This is a genomic window from Sediminicola arcticus (assembly GCF_040566695.1).
Taxonomy (GTDB): Bacteria; Bacteroidota; Bacteroidia; order Flavobacteriales; family Flavobacteriaceae; genus Sediminicola; species Sediminicola arcticus.
The window spans coordinates 623,718-640,309 of the sequence record NZ_JBEXAE010000001.1; the positions used below are offsets into that span (position 1 = coordinate 623,718).

The window sequence follows — 16,592 nt, forward strand, 5'->3', positions numbered from 1 at the left end:
AAGAGGTGAATGCTACTTGCTCTTAAGCTTGGTAAAGGTGAATTATAGGAGAACCCTTATTGTAGAAGCTATTTCCAAAGTCTTTGGAAAAAATATTTTGTGTGTGAGGTACTTCTTGACTTTTTACGCCAAGGATAGAAAGGATTAGATCAATAAAAACAGGAGGTAATGACGAATTGTATTTTATAAAATTTTTCAGGTCAGAAATACAATCTAGATCTGAAAGTGTCTCAAGTCTTGCAACAGAAATATTATTCTGTTGAACCAAATTAAGGACCGCAGTTGCAGTTCTGTTCGTCTGCCATGGTATATCCATCAATTTTGAGGCATCAAAATGGGATTTGTGGATACCCATAAGGTAGAAACCACCATCCGTGGAAGGACCTAAAACAAATTCTCCTTTATCCAAATGAATGGAAGCACTTTTAATTTGGGATGCTTTTAATTCTGGAGTGTCATTACCAATAGTAATGACTTTGTCGAATCCATGATCAAACACAGCTTGGATGGCATTGGTAAATCGCTCCCCAAAATTTGAGCCCGTTTGTTCGTGTTCCGTAAAAAGAAAATAGGAAAGCCCAGATTTCTCAACTGTTTGTAATGTTTTTGCCGTTAGTTCGTAATATAATGCGTTGGCTTTTGGGATTGGCTTATGCCGCACTTCTTCCGAAGGGGAATAGGCAAAAACCAATACGGCCGTGGTCATATGTGATATTGAGGGCATAAAAACAAATACTTTGTACTATTTACGTTAAAAAGGTGTTAAGTGTTTGGTCGAAGGAGCAACTTTTTAATTACAAGTTCCTAAAAATTTAACATTTTGCAATTTTTGTTAATTGGATAAGGGAATTTTTTTAAGCGTAAAGGTTAAAATTCAGAACAAGAGTTTCATAGTTTTGTTTAGGAATTTACATTTTGAACTAATTTCGACTTTGCGCCTATTTTAATAGTTCAAATCAATTTTTAAAAGGGTTGAGATGGCTGCTGGGTTGGGACAGAATTGCGCTGTAAATAAAAACAGTAACATAAAATCATGAACAAAACTATTCTGTTGGACAACAGACCTGAAGCTATAAAACAATTGGGACTGGGGTTGGGAGAAAGTAAATTAACTTACAAAGAGATCATTGTGGAGGGCTTTGAAAAAACACCCCAAGCCCTTATAGCTCTTTTAAAAGGAAAGAACAAAGGCAAGATGATTACTAAAGTTTAAATGGTTTTTTAGGCAACGCCTAGTAACCATGATCGTTTTTGAGAATGACAGCTTTTCTTCTTAATTAGTAAATCTCTAGGAGTCATGATGGAAATAGAAAGAATAATTGATGTATTTACTAAAACCGACCAATTAGTCGGTTTTAGTAATACTTAAATAACAGTTCCTATAACAATTTAAAGACTATTAGGTTATTTTGATCGTTGATTTACATGATGTTTATAAAAGGCTGGGTAGGCATTACAACTTACAGACCAAGTGGTTTGCAATCCCCCTTCTTTTACAAATACAAAATAGTGTATTATGGGTTTAAAAATGGTAGTTTTGATCAATTCAGTATCAGATTTTTCCTTGAAGAATTGAAAAAAATAGTAATTGAATTATGGAAGTAACGGAGTTGCAATCTAAATCAGTGGGCTTGGTGTTATCCGGAGGAGGAGTTAAAGGTATGGCTCATATTGGCATGCTCAAAGCTTTGGACGAATATGGAATCGCTGCCAATGTAATCTCAGGTACCAGTGTTGGAGCCTTGGTTGGGGCCCTATATGCCAATGGTAATCCAGTATCGGACATGCTTCATTTTTTTAAGGAAACTCCTTTGTTCCGATATAATTTTATGACTATTTTAAAACCAGGCCTTTTGGATACGGAGCGCTATTTCGATTTATTTAAGGCGTATTTTCCCGAAGATTCCTTTTCTAAATTGGAGCGTAAACTTCATGTGGTGGCCACAGACCTCCAAAAAGGAGATCAAAAAGTATTTTCAGAGGGGGAATTAATCAGACCCTTATTAGCTTCGGCAGCATTGCCTCCGCTTTTTAGTCCCGTAAGTATTCAGGGCAATTTATATGCAGACGGTGGTATCATGAACAATTTCCCTTATACTGAAATCGGAAATACTTCAGATTTTATCATTGGAAGCAATGTTTCCAGCATAAAGGAAATTGGGAAGAACTCCATTAGCACCTCTTTTCAGCTTGCTAGTAGGACCACGGCTTTAATGATCTATGCTATAAATAAGGAAAAGATCCAAAAATGTGATCTTGTATTTGAACCCAAGGAGCTGGAATTGATAGGAATATTAGATAAAAAGGGAATAGAAAAAGCGTATGCTATTGGGTATGAACACGCTGCTAGAAAATTGGACGAGGTTATGGGTAAATCCAAAGCCCTAAAATAAAAAACACCACTTAATAGGTGGTGTTTTTTATTTTATGTTTTCTTGATGGGTTATACATCATCGTAATCTACTTTCAACGTTGGCGTGGTAGGATGTGCCTGACATGTCAAAATTAACCCTTCTGCTATCTCTCCATCTGTCAAAATTTGGTTTTTCACCATTTCTGCTTTCCCTTCGGTTACCCTGGCAATACAACTACTGCAAACTCCTCCTTGGCATGAATAGGGTGCATCAATGTTTTCTTTAAGAACGGCGTCCAAGACTAGCGTCTTTTTATCCATGGAAAAGGTAAATTCCTCATCATCCAAGGTTATAGTTATTTGGGATTGCCCTTCAATATGCTCAGGAAGTTCATCCATTATTTCGGTAGAGGTAAATAACTCAAAGTGAATCTTATCCTCAGAAATACTAGCTTCTTTTAAAGTATCAGTTACCAGATTTATCATGGCTTCCGGACCACATAGATAGTAATCATCAAAATTGATATCCTTGTGTTTGTTATTTAAAGCAAAGTTCACCGTTGAAACATCTATACGTCCAAAAAGTGAATCCGCTTCCTGCTCTTGGCTACAGATAAAATAAATAAAAAACCGATTGGCATATTCCAATTGTAGTTTTACCAATTCTGTGTAAAACATGGTTTCTTTGTACGATTTGTTCCCATAGACCAGCATGAATTTGTTCTTTGGGTTACTAGCCAAAACAGTACGGGCAATACTGATGATAGGCGTTATTCCACTCCCTGCAGCAAAAGCGGCAACGTTTTTCACCTTATCGGTTGGTTTAAATAAAAATCTCCCTTCTGGGGGCATTACCTCCAACACGTCTCCCGCTGAAATTTTTGAATTAGCATAGTCAGAAAAACCGCCTTTGTCTACTTTCTTCACACCTATAGTAATATTACCACAAGATGGGGAAGAACTTATTGAATAAGCCCTTCTCAATTCTATGCCTTTAATTTCTTTTTTTATAGTGATATACTGACCTGACGTAAATAAAAAAGTCTGGATAAGATTTTTTGGAATGGTAAAAGTGATCGCAACGGAATCTGCTGTAAGTGATTTTACTTGATGAACCGTTAGGGAATGAAAATCTGCCATAGAATAAATTTCTCGCAAAATTAAGCAAAGCGCAGTTGATACAAAATGGGATTATGAAAAATTTATACCTAAAATTCTTATGTATAAGAAAATTAGCTATATTTGAGTCTGTTGTTATGATTATGGGAAACGCCAAATTGTATAAGGGAAGTTTAAACACCATCATTTTAAAATTGCTGGAGGAGCAGGGTAAAATGTATGGCTATGAGATTACTCAAAAGGTAAAGGAATTGACCAAGGGGGAGCTGCAGATAACCGAAGGAGCGCTTTATCCCGCCCTGCATAAGTTGGAGGCGGAGGGTCTTTTGGATGTTGAGGTGGCCAAAGTAGAAAATAGATTGCGAAAGTATTATAAGCTTACTGAGGCGGGGGTAAAGGAAACAAAAAATAGATTGGCGGAACTGGAAGAATTTATTAGGAGCATGCAGCATTTGGTAAACCCCAATTGGAGTATTAATTAATGGGATGATGAATTTAAATCAAGATCAAATACAGGAACTCTATACCTTCACTCGTAAACATTTTGTAGAGCATTACGACCTGCAAACAGAGATGGTAGACCACTTGGCCAATGGCATAGAGCTTCAATGGAAACAAACACCTACCCTTACATTTCACGAGGCCCTTAATAAGGAATTTAAAAAGTTTGGAATATTTGGGTTCCAAGATGTTATTAGCGAACGCGTGAAGGCTATGGAGAAAAGATATAGGGCCATCATCTGGCGGTTCTACAGGGAGTATTTTACATTGCCCAAAGTAGTCTTGACCCTGTTTTTAACCATGATCTATTTTAGTCTCCTAAGGGTGATGACCCAAGAGATGGTCTATTACTTTTTTGTTGCGAATAGTGCGGGTTTAATGATTCCCCTTTTTATTAGCAGCATTAGGTATCGAAAAAAACTGAATGCCAAGCCGCGAAAATGGATGATGGAGGAAATGATTTTCAATCAAATGGGACTATTTAATTTGGGGATTCTTCCTTTACACCTATTAAACCTTAACTTGCTCTCCCATAGATTTGTTCATAATCAATGGTTTTTATTGGCCCTTTCCTTTTTTCTTACCTGTTACATCCTTTTATTCTATATAATTGCTTTCATTATTCCTACAAAAGCGGAACAGCTCCTTTCTGAGACCTATCCCGAATATAAATTGGCTTAAAAGTGTAACAATCTTTTCCTTTGAAATACTAACCATCTAGAAAAACAAACCAACCTATATGTTTAAGCACTTTATCAACCTACAATGGAAATCGTTCATTAGGTCAGCTTCCTTTAAGACCAATGTGGCCCTTAAAATACTTATGGCCTTTGGTGCCCTCTATTTTATTGCCATCTTCCTATTTTTAGGGGTAGGGGTATTTTATATCATCGAAAAAGCCGAAATAGGGGATCCCTTGGTAATAGTGAATAAATACCTGATTTATTATCTGGGCATGGATCTATTCATTAGGTATATGATGCAAAAAATGCCTATCACCAATATAAAGCCTTTGTTGTATTTGCCCTTTAAGAAACAACAGGTCGTGAACTATTCTCTAGGGAAGACAGTTATATCTTTCTTCAATATAGCCCATGCTTTTTTCTTTGTTCCTTTTTCTATTGTGCTGCTAATAGAAGGATATAACCCTATAGGGGTTATTGGTTGGCATTTAGGGATGTTGGCCTTGATCTACGCTAATAACTTCATCAATATATTGGCCAACAATAAGGATAGCGTTTTCTATCCTGCCGTAGCAATTTTAGCGTTATTGGCAGGGTGCCAATATTTTAATCTTTTTGATATTACCGTTTTTACTGCTCCCTTTTTTGACGCCCTGTACAACCTGCCTTTGATGGCCATTGTGCCATGGGTACTACTAGTAGGAATGTATATGGCTGCATACACACATTTTAAAAAGCACATGTATTTAGATGCAGGGTTGGCCGTAAAACAGACCGAAGCCAAGACTGAAGATCTGAGCTGGTTGAACCGTTTTGGAAACCTCGGGACTTTTCTCAAGAATGATATTAAGCTCATTAAACGCAACAAGCGCTCAAGAACCTCGGTAATCATGAGCTTTTTCTTTATTTTTTACGGGTTCCTTTTCTTTACGGGATCTTTAGAGATGTATGAAAACCCAGTTTGGAAGATTTTTGCAGGAATATTTATTTCGGGAGGTTTCCTCTTTAGTTTTGGGCAATTTGTACCCAGTTGGGATAGTTCTTATTACCCGCTGATGATGAGCCAGAATATAAAGTATCGGGAATACCTCGATTCCAAATGGTACCTGATGGTGTTTGCTACCATTATTAGCACCGTAGTAGCTTCCTTTTACCTGTATTTTGGTTGGGAGGCTTACTTGGCCGTCTTGGTTGGGGCCATTTACAATATTGGGGTGAATTCCTATCTGGTGCTTTGGGGTGGAGCCTATATAAAAACACCCATCGATCTAACCTCTAATAAGAAAGCCTTTGGCGACAAACAAGCATTCAATGCCAAAACGCTCTTGCTAACGCTTCCTAAATTATTGTTGCCTTTGGGATTTTATGCCCTGGGTCACTATCTAATAAACCCAACAGCTGGCTATATTTTTGTAGCCTTGGCAGGTGTACTAGGGTATGCCTTTAAAAATCAAGTATTCAAAATGATAGAAGGCATTTACAAAAAGGAGAAATACAAGACCCTTTTAGCCTACAAACAAACAAACTAACCTAGCTTTATTTTTAATAAAAATCATACCATGATAACAGTTCAACAAATCACAAAGACATATGGCTCTGCCACTGTTTTGAATATCCCTAATTTAGAAATCCCAAAAGGCCAGAGTTTTGGTCTAGTTGGTAACAATGGGGCAGGGAAGACCACGCTTTTCAGTCTGTTATTGGATCTGATACAACCTAGCACAGGTGAGATTGTAAATAATGGGGTGCAAGTGGACAAGAGTGAGGCTTGGAAACCATTTACTTCTGCCTTTATTGATGAAACCTTTTTAATTGGATATCTAACTCCCGAGGAGTATTTCTATTTCATAGGAGAGTTAAGGGGACAGAATAAGGCCGATGTTAATGCGCTTTTGACAGGGTTCGAGGACTTTTTCCATGGTGAAATATTGGGGCAAAAGAAGTATTTAAGGGATCTGAGCAAGGGAAATCAGAAAAAAGTAGGGATTGTTGCCACATTCATCGGAAACCCCGAGGTCATTATCTTGGATGAGCCCTTTGCCAACTTGGATCCAACCACACAAATTCGTCTAAAAGGGATCATAAAGGAACTTACAGCTAAAAGGGATGTCACTGTTCTAATATCTAGTCACGATCTTATCCATGTAACCGAGGTTGCGGAACGTATTGTGGTTCTTAAAAAAGGAGAAATAGTGAACGATATAAAAACTTCCGCTGAAACATTAAAGGAGCTGGAAACCTTTTTTGCTGGGTAAGCAGTAGACCATAATTGGATGTATACAAAGGGTTGTATTTTCTTCTAATTAAAAATAAAGGTATTTTTACCGATCAACGGTATAATAAACGGGTTATTTTTTAGTTTAGGATACGTACGAATACTACTTATTTTGAAGCTTCGGTTAAAACTTATTTTATTTCTACTTTCTAGTGGATTGCTATTTAATGCATGTTCCACTAAAAAGGATGCCCTTATCAATCGTAATTGGCATGCCTTAAACACCAAATATAATGTTCTTTACAACGGGAACATTGCCTTTGAAGAAGGACGAGAAGAGCTCAATGCTTCCTATCAGGATAATTATTGGGAGGTGCTCCCTGTAGAACGTTTGGAAGTGACCGATGAAATAAAACTTGATTCCGAAGACAACAGCCCTAAATTTTTGTTGGCCGAGGAAAAAGCTTCCAAGGCAATTCAAAAGCATAGCATGGATATTAAAGATGAGGAGCGTAATCCAGAAACGGACGAAGCTTTTCTCTTGCTTGGTAAATCTAGATATTTTGACCAACGGTACATCCCCGCTCTAGAGGCCTTTAACTACATCCTCAACAAGTACAACGAAAGTGATAAGCTCAATGAGGCTACCATTTGGAGGGAAAAGGTACATATTCGTTTGGAAAATGAGGATCTAGCCCTCAAAAACCTAAAACGACTTTTAAAATATGAACGGTTAAAAGATCAGGAATATGCAGATGCCAGGGGAATGATGGCACAGGCCTACATTAATCTTAAAGTTCCTGATACTGCAATTCAACAATTAAAGATTGCATCGGCATACACCAAAAAAAACCAAGAAAAGGGCAGGTATTATTTTATAATAGGCCAACTCTACAATCAATTGGGGTATAGGGATAGTGCCAATTATGCTTTTGATAAAGTAATTGCATTAAATAGAAAATCGCCTAGGGTGTACATGATCAATGCCCACCTTCAGAAAATTAAGAATACTAAAGTCACTCCTGAGAACAAGGAAGTATTGTTCGAATATCTAACGGAATTGGAAGAAAATAGGGAAAACAGGCCTTTTTTAGACAAAATTTACCGTCAATTAGCAGAATATCATTTGGAAAACCAATCGGACAGTTTGGCCTTGGCCTATTTTAATAAGTCTTTAGTGGCCACCAAGAACGAACCCCGATTGAATGCCTTGAACTACGAAAATCTGGCAGAATATAATTTTGACAAGAACGCCTACAAGATCTCCGGGGCCTATTATGATAGTACCCTGACCAACCTTATTGTAGATTCCAAGAAATACCGCTCTATTAAAAAGAAGTTCGATAATTTAGAAGATGTCATTGCTTATGAGGATGTGGTACAATATGCGGATAGTGTTATTACTATTTATAATATGCCAAAAGAAAAACAACTGGGTTATTTTGAAGGGTATATAGCTGATTTAAAAGCGAAGGAAGAAGAAGCGGTTAAAAAGGAAAAGGAAAAAATAACCGCGGGCTTTGCTGCTTTTGTAGATTCTAAAGGGGGAAAAGAGAACAAAGGAAAATTTTATTTTTATAATATCACTAGTTTGGGCTATGGCAAGGCCGATTTTACAAACAAATGGGGAAAACGCGAACTAGAAGACAACTGGAGGTGGTCCAGTAAAAACATAGCGCAGCAGATCGGGCAGACAGATGCGGAATTGGCAAATGCCGATTCCGTGGAGACTCAGGAAATTACGGAAGAGCAAAAATATTCTACAGAGTATTATATGGGCAAAATACCTACTAGCCCTGTGGTCATAGATAGCTTGATGATAGAAAGAAATTTTGCCAACTATCAATTAGGGGTTATATACAAGGAAAAGTTTAAGGAAAATTTATTGGCGGCCAATAGGTTTAACGATGTGCTAAAAGCAAATCCTGAGGAAAGATTGGTTTTGCCTTCCAAATATAATTTGTATAAAATCTACCAGGAAACAGGGAGCCCCTTGGCCAATGGAATGAAGCAGGATATTATTGAAAACCATTCAGATTCTCGCTATGCAGTTATATTGTTGAATCCGGAAGCCGTTTTGGCGGACACTTCAGATAGTCCAGATGCGCGATATGCAGCTTTATACAGAGAGTACGAAAATCAAAATTATTTACAGGTTATTGCTGGAGCCGAGGAAAATATAAACAGATATACGGGGGATGAAATTGTTCCGAAATTTGAAATCCTAAAGGCTAATGCTATTGGAAGGATTGAAGGATTCGAGGCATTTAAGGAGGCGTTGAATTATGTGGCCCTTAATTATCCCAATAACCCAGAAGGGAAAAAGTCACGGGAAATGGTGGAAGAGCAACTACCAAAATTGGAACCCAGAGAATTCTCACAAGAAACAGAATCTGTTGGCACTGGAAATTGGAAACTGGTGTTTCCTTTTAAGATTAGAGATAACGAACAGGCACTTCAACTAAAGGAAAAATTAGAGAAATCTATCCAAGATCTAAAGTACCGGAATGTAGTTTCCAAGGATATTTATAATTTGGAAGATCAATTCGTGATTGTACATGGTTTCAGGTCTAAGGAATATGCTCTTGGCTACGCAGAGCTTCTTAAAAACAACAAGGATTACCGAGTTGCTTATCAGAATTTTGTAATTTTATCCAATAACTATAAAATCATTCAGGTACACAAAAACTTGGAGGACTATAAAAAGTTACGATTAACCCCAAAACCCTAGAACAATGTTTTCAGACAACAAAAAGACCCGCGTGGTAACGGAAATAGGCGGACAGCCCAACCGAATTGAAAAGAATACAAAGATCAAAGGCGATATCGTCTCTGAAGCCGATTTTAGAATAGACGGTAAACTGGACGGCAACGTCAAGACGTCTGGCAAAGTGGTCATTGGCAAGGATGGGTATATCCACGGGAAAGTGGAATGTGTCAATGCAGATATTGAAGGAAATTTCAATGGTGAGCTTTTAGTGGAAGACCTACTAACCTTAAAAGCATCTGCCGTAATAGAAGGGACCGTTATAGTGTCTAAATTAGCAGTTGAGCCTGGCGCTACATTCAATGCCGCCTGCTCCATGAAAGGGAAGGGTGGAACAGCCGACCTAAATAAGACTACAACTACTAATGGACCAGCAAAAGCCTCCTAAAAAAAAGAACACAGGGCTTCAAAATGCAGCAGCACTTTCAGGTGTTGGCATCCAAATGGGGCTTACCATATATTTAGGTAATCTTTTAGGTTCATGGTTAGATAGTACATTTGAGACAGGGTATTTGGAAATTACAATTACGTTGTTGGCAATTTTCCTGTCTATGTATTCTATGATCCGCCAAGTTAACAACCTTAATAAATAGAAAAATTGTTAAAAAAGGTTCTCTTCCAAGTCCTCCTGTTTGGATTTTTATTGTTTTTTGGATTTTATGTCCATAGTTTCATTTTAAAGTCAAATGACATATTAATTGGATTTCCGCTGTTTCAGATTTATCTCTTTCACGCCATTTTTTCATTGGCTATTTGTGCTTCATTACAGATTTTATCTTTTAAAGAAAGATTCGCTTCCCAACTTGGCTTTATATATTTAGGAACATTTCTTCTAAAACTGCTTTTATTCGCCATTATTTTTAGTGCGCTTTTATTTAAAAAAGAACCTAATTCATTTGCAAACAAGATGTCACTTTTGGCACCTGTGTTCCTATTTTTGCTTTTTGAGGTATTTATTATTGCAAAAATATTGGGTAGGGCGGGATACGAGAATAAATAATTTGAAAAAAGTTTAATTATTATTTTTAATAACTACCTTTGCGCAAATTTTAAGGGAGCCAAATTTTTGAAAATTTCATAATGAAGATAGTATCCAAATACTTAAGCAATATTGCCTTATTATTCATTCTTTTAACCGCCTTTAATGGTTATTCTAATTCTGAACCTTCTAAAGAAGGGCAAGTAAATGGGGAAGAAGAAGTTTCAGCATATATTCAGCACCATATTAAAGACGCTCATGACTTTCATTTGTTTTCCTATACAGATAGTGAAGGCGAGCGACAACATGTAGGTGCTCCGCTTCCAGTAATTGTATGGTCTAGCAATGGTTTGGTAACATTTATGTCATCCGAGTTTCACCATGATGACAATGGAGAGGTTCTTGTTGAAAGGAACGGACTTAAATTTGTCAAGTTTCACAGTAAAATATATGAGTTGCCTGCAACTGCTGAGGTGGCTGAATTTAATGAAGAGCACCATATAGAAAATGGAGCAAAGGTGTTAGACTTATCAATCACAAAAAGTGTTGTTGGTATTCTACTTGTTGGGCTATTAATGCTTTTAGGATTCTCTGCCTTAGCAAGACAATATAAGAACAAAAAGATTCCTACCGGTTTTGGTCGAGTTTTGGAACCATTGGTAATCTATGTGAGAGATGAGATAGCAAGACCTAATATTGGTGAAAAAAAATACAGAAAATTTACTGGGTATCTTCTAACGGTATTTTTCTTCATTTGGATTTTGAACCTTTTGGGATTGACTCCATTTGGATTTAATGTTACTGGTCAGCTTGCTGTAACTGCAGCGCTTGCCATTTTTACCTTGATCATATATACCGTTAGCGGAAACAGAGAATACTGGCAACATATATTATGGATGCCGGGTGTTCCAGTTCTTATCAGGCCAGTATTGGCTGTTATTGAATTGGCAGGGACATTTTTGATTAAACCGTTTTCATTGTTGGTTCGACTTTTCGCAAATATATCAGCCGGCCATATTGTGGTAATGAGTTTGATAGCAATTATGTTTACCTTAAAAAATAGCTTAGGTGTGGTAGGTGCAACGGGGCTTTCTTTGGTGTTATCATTTTTCATAACCTTGATTGAAGTTTTAGTAGCGTTTTTACAAGCCTATATTTTTACAATGCTTTCCGCTTTATTTATTGGTATGGCGGTAGCAGAACACGATCATGGTCATGCACATGACGATCATGGTCACGAAGTTCCAGATGCAAAAGATGTAAGAGAGAATTTCATTTAATAAGAGTTTGTTTAATTTAATATAAATCAATTACTATGTACAATTTAATTGGAGCAGGTTTAATCGTAATCGGGGCAGGAATTGGATTAGGTCAAATCGGTGGAAAAGCAATGGAAGGTATTGCTCGTCAGCCAGAGGCAACTAACAAGATTCAAACAGCCATGATTATTATTGCCGCACTTTTGGAAGGTTTGGCATTCGGAGCATTATTCTTAGGAAAATAATTCGAACAAAAACAGTAAAACATGTTTCTGCAACGGTTGGTTGCAGAACATGTTTTCAAAATTAAACAAAAAAGAAAATTTAATTTTTCAAGATAATGGAGACTTTATATAACGATTTTTCACCAGGTTTATTTATTGTTCAGACAATCCTATTGTTGGGATTAATTTTTCTAATGGTAAAATTTGCATGGAAACCAATTCTTAATTCTTTGAACGAAAGAGAAGAAGGTATTTCTGATGCACTTGCTGCTGCAGAGGCTGCGAAAAAGGAAATGCAAAATGTAACTGCCGATAGCGAAAGATTGTTGCAAGAAGCTCGTGTTGAACGTGAAGTCATGATCAAAGAAGCCCGTGAAATGAAGGAGAAGATGGTTTCCGATGCCAAGGACTTGGCCAAAGAAGAGGGGGACAAAATGATCAAGCAGGCGCAAGCTGCCATTGAAAGTGAAAAGAAAGCAGCAGTAGCAGATATAAAGAATCAAGTAGCTACTCTTTCTTTGGAAATAGCAGAAAAAGTAATCAAAGGTCAATTGTCCGGTGATAACAAGCAGTTGAAACTTGTTGAGGATATGGTTGGTGATATTAAGCTTAACTAATAGAGGGATATGAACGAATCAAGAGCAGCGATACGGTACGCCAAAGCAATTTTGGACTTGGCAGTGGACAATAAATCCACTGATGCCGTAGAAAAAGATATGCGTTCAGTATTGAACACTCTTGCCGATAGCAAAGAACTCCAAACAATGATGGCAAGCCCCGTCGTAAGTAGTGAGGCAAAGAAAAATGTTCTTTTAGAGGTATTTAAAGGTAGTAATACAATAACAACTGGCCTGATAGATGTTCTTGTAACCAACAAGAGAATTAATTTGTTGAACAATGTCGCTGAAAAATACATCATTCTAAACGAGAAATTAAAGGGCGAAGGTGTTGCTTTTGTAACCACTGCAGTGCCCTTAAGTGTGGATTTGGAAAAGAAAATCTTAGCCAAGATTGCAGGATTGACGACTGATAAAGTGGTTGTTCAAAATACGGTGGACGAAAGTATCATAGGTGGTTTTGTTCTTCGAATAGGTGATATGCAATTAGATTCAAGTATTGCAACCAAATTGAGCAATTTAAAGAGAGAATTTACAAATAGTTTATAATATTAAAATGGTCAAGGCAATCAAATGTCTTGCGTCTTATATCTAATAGCATGGCAGGAGTAAAAGCCGCTGAAGTATCAGCAATATTGAAAAAACAGTTATCAGGATTCGAAGCCTCAGCTTCATTGGATGAAGTAGGTACCGTATTACAGATTGGTGATGGTATCGCAAGGGTCTACGGTCTTTCCAATGTCCAATATGGAGAATTGGTAGAGTTTGAAGGGGGCCTTCAGGGAATCGTTCTTAACTTGGAAGAAGACAATGTTGGGGTGGTTTTGTTAAGCCCATCAAGAGACATCAAAGAAGGATCTGTTGTTAAACGTACGCAAACTATTGCCTCTATCAATGTTGGTGAAGGTATTGTGGGGCGTGTAGTGAATACCTTGGGTGTGCCAATTGATGGTAAGGGACCTATTGCAGGTGAAACGTACAAAATGCCATTGGAGCGTAAGGCGCCAGGGGTGATTTTCCGTCAGCCGGTAAACGAGCCATTACAGACAGGTATTAAAGCCATTGATGCTATGATTCCAGTAGGTAGAGGGCAGCGTGAGTTGGTTATTGGTGACCGCCAGACTGGGAAGACTACGGTTTGTATTGATACCATTCTTAATCAAAAAGAATTTTACGATGCGGGGGAGCCTGTATATTGTATATATGTAGCTATTGGCCAAAAGGCTTCAACAGTTGCAAACATCGCAAAAACATTAGAGGATAAAGGGGCTTTGGCCTATACTACTATTGTAGCTGCAAACGCATCTGATCCTGCACCTATGCAGGTGTATGCGCCATTTGCAGGAGCTGCAATTGGAGAGTATTTCAGAGATACTGGTCGTCCAGCATTGATCATCTATGATGATTTGTCAAAACAAGCTGTAGCTTACCGTGAGATCTCCCTATTATTAAGACGTCCACCGGGACGTGAGGCATATCCTGGGGATGTATTCTACCTTCACTCTAGATTGTTGGAGCGTGCTGCAAAAATTATAGCGGATGATAAGATCGCAAAGGACATGAACGATCTTCCTGATGTCTTGAAACCAATGGTAAAAGGGGGAGGATCTTTAACAGCTTTGCCAATTATTGAAACACAGGCAGGTGACGTTTCCGCTTATATCCCTACCAACGTAATCTCTATTACTGATGGTCAGATATTCTTGGAACAAGATTTATTCAACCAAGGGGTTCGTCCTGCAATTAACGTGGGTATTTCCGTATCTCGTGTTGGTGGTAACGCACAAATTAAATCAATGAAAAAGGTAGCAGGTACCTTAAAACTAGATCAGGCACAATTCCGAGAATTGGAGGCGTTTTCTAAATTTGGTTCGGATTTGGATGCTGCAACTTTGAACGTAATTGAAAAGGGACGCAGAAACGTTGAGATATTAAAACAAGCCCAAAACGATCCTTTTACCGTAGAAGATCAGGTAGCTATCATTTATGCAGGTTCCAAGAATTTGTTAAGAAATGTACCTGTGGATAAGGTAAAGGAATTCGAAAGGGATTATATCGATTTCTTAAATGCCAAGCACAGAGATGTATTGGATTTACTAAAAGCAGGGAAATTGACTGATGAGGTTATTGATACGTTGACCTCTGTTAGTAAAGATTTGTCCGCTAAATACGTGAAGTAATAAAGGAAGAAAAGTTGGGCGATGAAGGTCTCCCAACTTTGAATTTCATTAGTTCAAATAGTTAGATAAGTATGGATTTTAAAGGAAAAATTTAAACTTTCATACTCAACACTAAAATACAAATGGCAAACTTAAAAGAAATACGTAATAGAATAACTTCCGTTTCCTCAACGATGCAGATTACTAGTGCCATGAAAATGGTTTCTGCTGCAAAATTGAAAAAGGCCCAAGATGCCATCACGGCAATAAGACCTTATTCGGATAAGTTGACTGAACTATTACAAAGTTTAAGCGCAAGCTTGGATGCAGATTCTGGAAGTAAATTTTCTGATAGCCGTGAGGTTAAAAAGGTATTAATCGTTTCCATTACCTCCAATAGAGGGCTTTGTGGAGCTTTTAACACCAATATTATTAAACAAAGTGCCCTATTGGCCAAAGAAACGTACGCTGGAAAACAGGTAGAGTTTATGGCAATTGGAAAGAAAGCGAATGATATCCTTTCTAAGAGATTTAAAGTTGTCTCAAACCATAGTAAGGTTTATGAAGATTTAACTTTTGATAACGTTGCGATCATTGCAGAGGATTTGATGGAGCTTTTTGTTAAAGGTTCTTATGATAAGATTGATATTGTTTATAATAAATTCAAAAATGCAGCTACACAGATCGTGATGACAGAACAGTTTCTTCCTATTGTACCCGTGGAGGGACAAGCGCCTAATACTGCCGACTACGTTTTTGAACCTTCCAAACTAGAGATTATAGAGGAGCTAATTCCAAAGTCGTTGAAAACCCAATTATACAAGGGGATTCGTGATTCTTTTGCCAGTGAGCACGGCGCCCGTATGACGGCTATGCATAAGGCTACCGATAATGCTACCGAAATGAGAGACCAATTGAAATTAACATACAATAAGGCTAGGCAGGCAGCAATTACCAATGAAATCCTTGAGATTGTTGGTGGAGCAGAGGCATTGAACAATTAAATATAATACGTATGCTCTTATGAGGATTAACATACAATGGACCCCGCTATTAAGTGGGGTTTTTTTATTTACGCTTTTGTAGAAAACTTTAAATGGTATCTTGGCACTACTTTTGGTTAAACAATCCTAAACACTTTAAATAGGTAATCATGAAATCCATCATAACCATCATTTTAATTTGTATAATTATTTGTACTGGTCTTATCTCATGTGCATCGCAAAGGACATTGCAGAGTGCAGCTCCTTTTGAGATCGGTACAGTTACTGTGCAAGAGTGGTTGGGCGGTAAAGAAAAAAGTGGGACTGGCTATCTGGTGACTATTCCAGTTGCGGTAATTACAAAAGAAGTACGATTCCAAGAATTGTTTTATAGGGGACAAATTGCACAGGTTACTACAGAAATGAGGGAAGAGGGTTTTATTGTACAAGCCAATTTTATCAACACTCCTACTAAACCAGATCTCGTGATGCATGCCGATCCCAAAAAAGAAGTGGGGAACCAACCTTCATCAATAAAGGGTAGAAGTATTAAAGATTTTCCCTTTGATCTGGAACCTAAGGCGGCTATACTGAGTTATATTGTCAAAAATCGTGTTAAATATGTCAAGATTACAGGGGTGAAAGAGAAGGCACCTCTCATTTATTCCACGAAACCAAAGAACTAACTTTGTGATGAGGGTTTTAATACCTACTTTTAATCCCTAACTTTTGC

19 protein-coding genes are annotated in these 16,592 nt (G+C 37.6%); 17 read left to right on the forward strand and 2 right to left on the reverse strand.

The window, feature by feature from the left end; translation table 11 throughout:
• Positions 1-22: 22 nt before the first annotated feature.
• Positions 23-724 carry a TIGR04282 family arsenosugar biosynthesis glycosyltransferase gene (locus tag ABXZ36_RS02755; protein WP_354613937.1) on the reverse strand — a complete coding sequence of 234 codons (702 nt, stop codon included), beginning with the start codon at positions 722-724 and terminating at the stop codon, positions 23-25.
• A 309-nt stretch (positions 725-1,033) separates the two neighbouring features.
• Here ABXZ36_RS02755 and ABXZ36_RS02760 point away from each other — a divergent pair, with 309 nt between their 5' ends.
• Together ABXZ36_RS02760 and ABXZ36_RS02765 are read left to right on the forward strand one after the other, a co-directional pair.
• Positions 1,034-1,213 (forward strand): hypothetical protein, encoded by a 180-nt coding sequence (locus tag ABXZ36_RS02760; protein WP_354613938.1) that lies wholly within the window; start codon positions 1,034-1,036, stop codon positions 1,211-1,213.
• 382 nt (positions 1,214-1,595) lie between these two features.
• Positions 1,596-2,393, forward strand: a complete 798-nt coding sequence (locus tag ABXZ36_RS02765; protein ID WP_354613939.1) for a patatin-like phospholipase family protein — start codon at positions 1,596-1,598, stop codon at positions 2,391-2,393.
• Positions 2,394-2,443: 50 nt separating this feature from the next.
• On the opposite strand, the gene ABXZ36_RS02770 is transcribed toward ABXZ36_RS02765, so the two are convergent.
• Positions 2,444-3,493, reverse strand: a complete 1,050-nt coding sequence (locus tag ABXZ36_RS02770) for a 2Fe-2S iron-sulfur cluster-binding protein (protein ID WP_354613940.1) — start codon at positions 3,491-3,493, stop codon at positions 2,444-2,446.
• Between the two features lie 122 nt (positions 3,494-3,615).
• Between ABXZ36_RS02770 and ABXZ36_RS02775 the strand changes: the two genes are divergently transcribed.
• The 15 genes from ABXZ36_RS02775 (at position 3,616) to ABXZ36_RS02845 (ending at position 16,545) form a co-directional block, all read left to right on the forward strand.
• On the forward strand, positions 3,616-3,954 hold the full coding sequence (locus ABXZ36_RS02775; protein WP_354614136.1) for a PadR family transcriptional regulator: 339 nt from the start codon (positions 3,616-3,618) through the stop codon (positions 3,952-3,954).
• Positions 3,955-3,958: 4 nt separating this feature from the next.
• The gene (locus ABXZ36_RS02780; protein ID WP_354613941.1) at positions 3,959-4,654 is read left to right on the forward strand and encodes a hypothetical protein; all 696 of its coding nucleotides are present in this window, start codon (positions 3,959-3,961) and stop codon (positions 4,652-4,654) included.
• Positions 4,655-4,712: 58 nt separating this feature from the next.
• Positions 4,713-6,185, forward strand: a complete 1,473-nt coding sequence (locus ABXZ36_RS02785; RefSeq protein ID WP_354613942.1) for a DUF5687 family protein — start codon at positions 4,713-4,715, stop codon at positions 6,183-6,185.
• Positions 6,186-6,215: 30 nt separating this feature from the next.
• Positions 6,216-6,911, forward strand: a complete 696-nt coding sequence (locus tag ABXZ36_RS02790) for an ABC transporter ATP-binding protein (RefSeq protein ID WP_354613943.1) — start codon at positions 6,216-6,218, stop codon at positions 6,909-6,911.
• A 132-nt stretch (positions 6,912-7,043) separates the two neighbouring features.
• Positions 7,044-9,602: a type IX secretion system periplasmic lipoprotein PorW/SprE gene (gene porW, locus ABXZ36_RS02795; protein WP_354613944.1), complete on the forward strand. Its 2,559-nt coding sequence runs from the start codon at positions 7,044-7,046 to the stop codon at positions 9,600-9,602.
• Between the two features lie 4 nt (positions 9,603-9,606).
• Positions 9,607-10,026: a bactofilin family protein gene (locus ABXZ36_RS02800; RefSeq protein ID WP_354613945.1), complete on the forward strand. Its 420-nt coding sequence runs from the start codon at positions 9,607-9,609 to the stop codon at positions 10,024-10,026.
• Positions 10,004-10,231, forward strand: a complete 228-nt coding sequence (locus tag ABXZ36_RS02805) for an AtpZ/AtpI family protein (RefSeq protein ID WP_354613946.1) — start codon at positions 10,004-10,006, stop codon at positions 10,229-10,231. The genes ABXZ36_RS02800 and ABXZ36_RS02805 overlap by 23 nt, the downstream gene beginning before the upstream one ends.
• Positions 10,232-10,281: 50 nt before the next feature.
• The gene (locus tag ABXZ36_RS02810; protein ID WP_354614137.1) at positions 10,282-10,638 is read left to right on the forward strand and encodes a DUF6168 family protein; all 357 of its coding nucleotides are present in this window, start codon (positions 10,282-10,284) and stop codon (positions 10,636-10,638) included.
• 80 nt (positions 10,639-10,718) lie between these two features.
• Positions 10,719-11,897 carry a F0F1 ATP synthase subunit A gene (atpB, locus tag ABXZ36_RS02815; protein WP_354613947.1) on the forward strand — a complete coding sequence of 393 codons (1,179 nt, stop codon included), beginning with the start codon at positions 10,719-10,721 and terminating at the stop codon, positions 11,895-11,897.
• 35 nt (positions 11,898-11,932) lie between these two features.
• Positions 11,933-12,121 (forward strand): ATP synthase F0 subunit C, encoded by a 189-nt coding sequence (gene atpE / locus ABXZ36_RS02820; protein ID WP_062056832.1) that lies wholly within the window; start codon positions 11,933-11,935, stop codon positions 12,119-12,121.
• A 95-nt stretch (positions 12,122-12,216) separates the two neighbouring features.
• On the forward strand, positions 12,217-12,717 hold the full coding sequence (locus ABXZ36_RS02825) for a F0F1 ATP synthase subunit B (RefSeq protein ID WP_354613948.1): 501 nt from the start codon (positions 12,217-12,219) through the stop codon (positions 12,715-12,717).
• Positions 12,718-12,726: 9 nt separating this feature from the next.
• On the forward strand, positions 12,727-13,266 hold the full coding sequence (gene atpH, locus ABXZ36_RS02830) for an ATP synthase F1 subunit delta (RefSeq protein WP_354613949.1): 540 nt from the start codon (positions 12,727-12,729) through the stop codon (positions 13,264-13,266).
• 50 nt (positions 13,267-13,316) lie between these two features.
• Positions 13,317-14,897, forward strand: coding sequence for a F0F1 ATP synthase subunit alpha (gene atpA, locus ABXZ36_RS02835; protein WP_354613950.1), 1,581 nt, complete (start codon positions 13,317-13,319; stop codon positions 14,895-14,897).
• Positions 14,898-15,019: 122 nt separating this feature from the next.
• A complete protein-coding gene (gene atpG, locus ABXZ36_RS02840) occupies positions 15,020-15,880 on the forward strand; it encodes an ATP synthase F1 subunit gamma (RefSeq protein ID WP_354613951.1) in 861 nt (286 codons plus the stop codon).
• A 149-nt stretch (positions 15,881-16,029) separates the two neighbouring features.
• Positions 16,030-16,545 carry a hypothetical protein gene (locus ABXZ36_RS02845; protein ID WP_354613952.1) on the forward strand — a complete coding sequence of 172 codons (516 nt, stop codon included), beginning with the start codon at positions 16,030-16,032 and terminating at the stop codon, positions 16,543-16,545.
• The last annotated feature ends 47 nt before the right edge of the window (positions 16,546-16,592 follow it).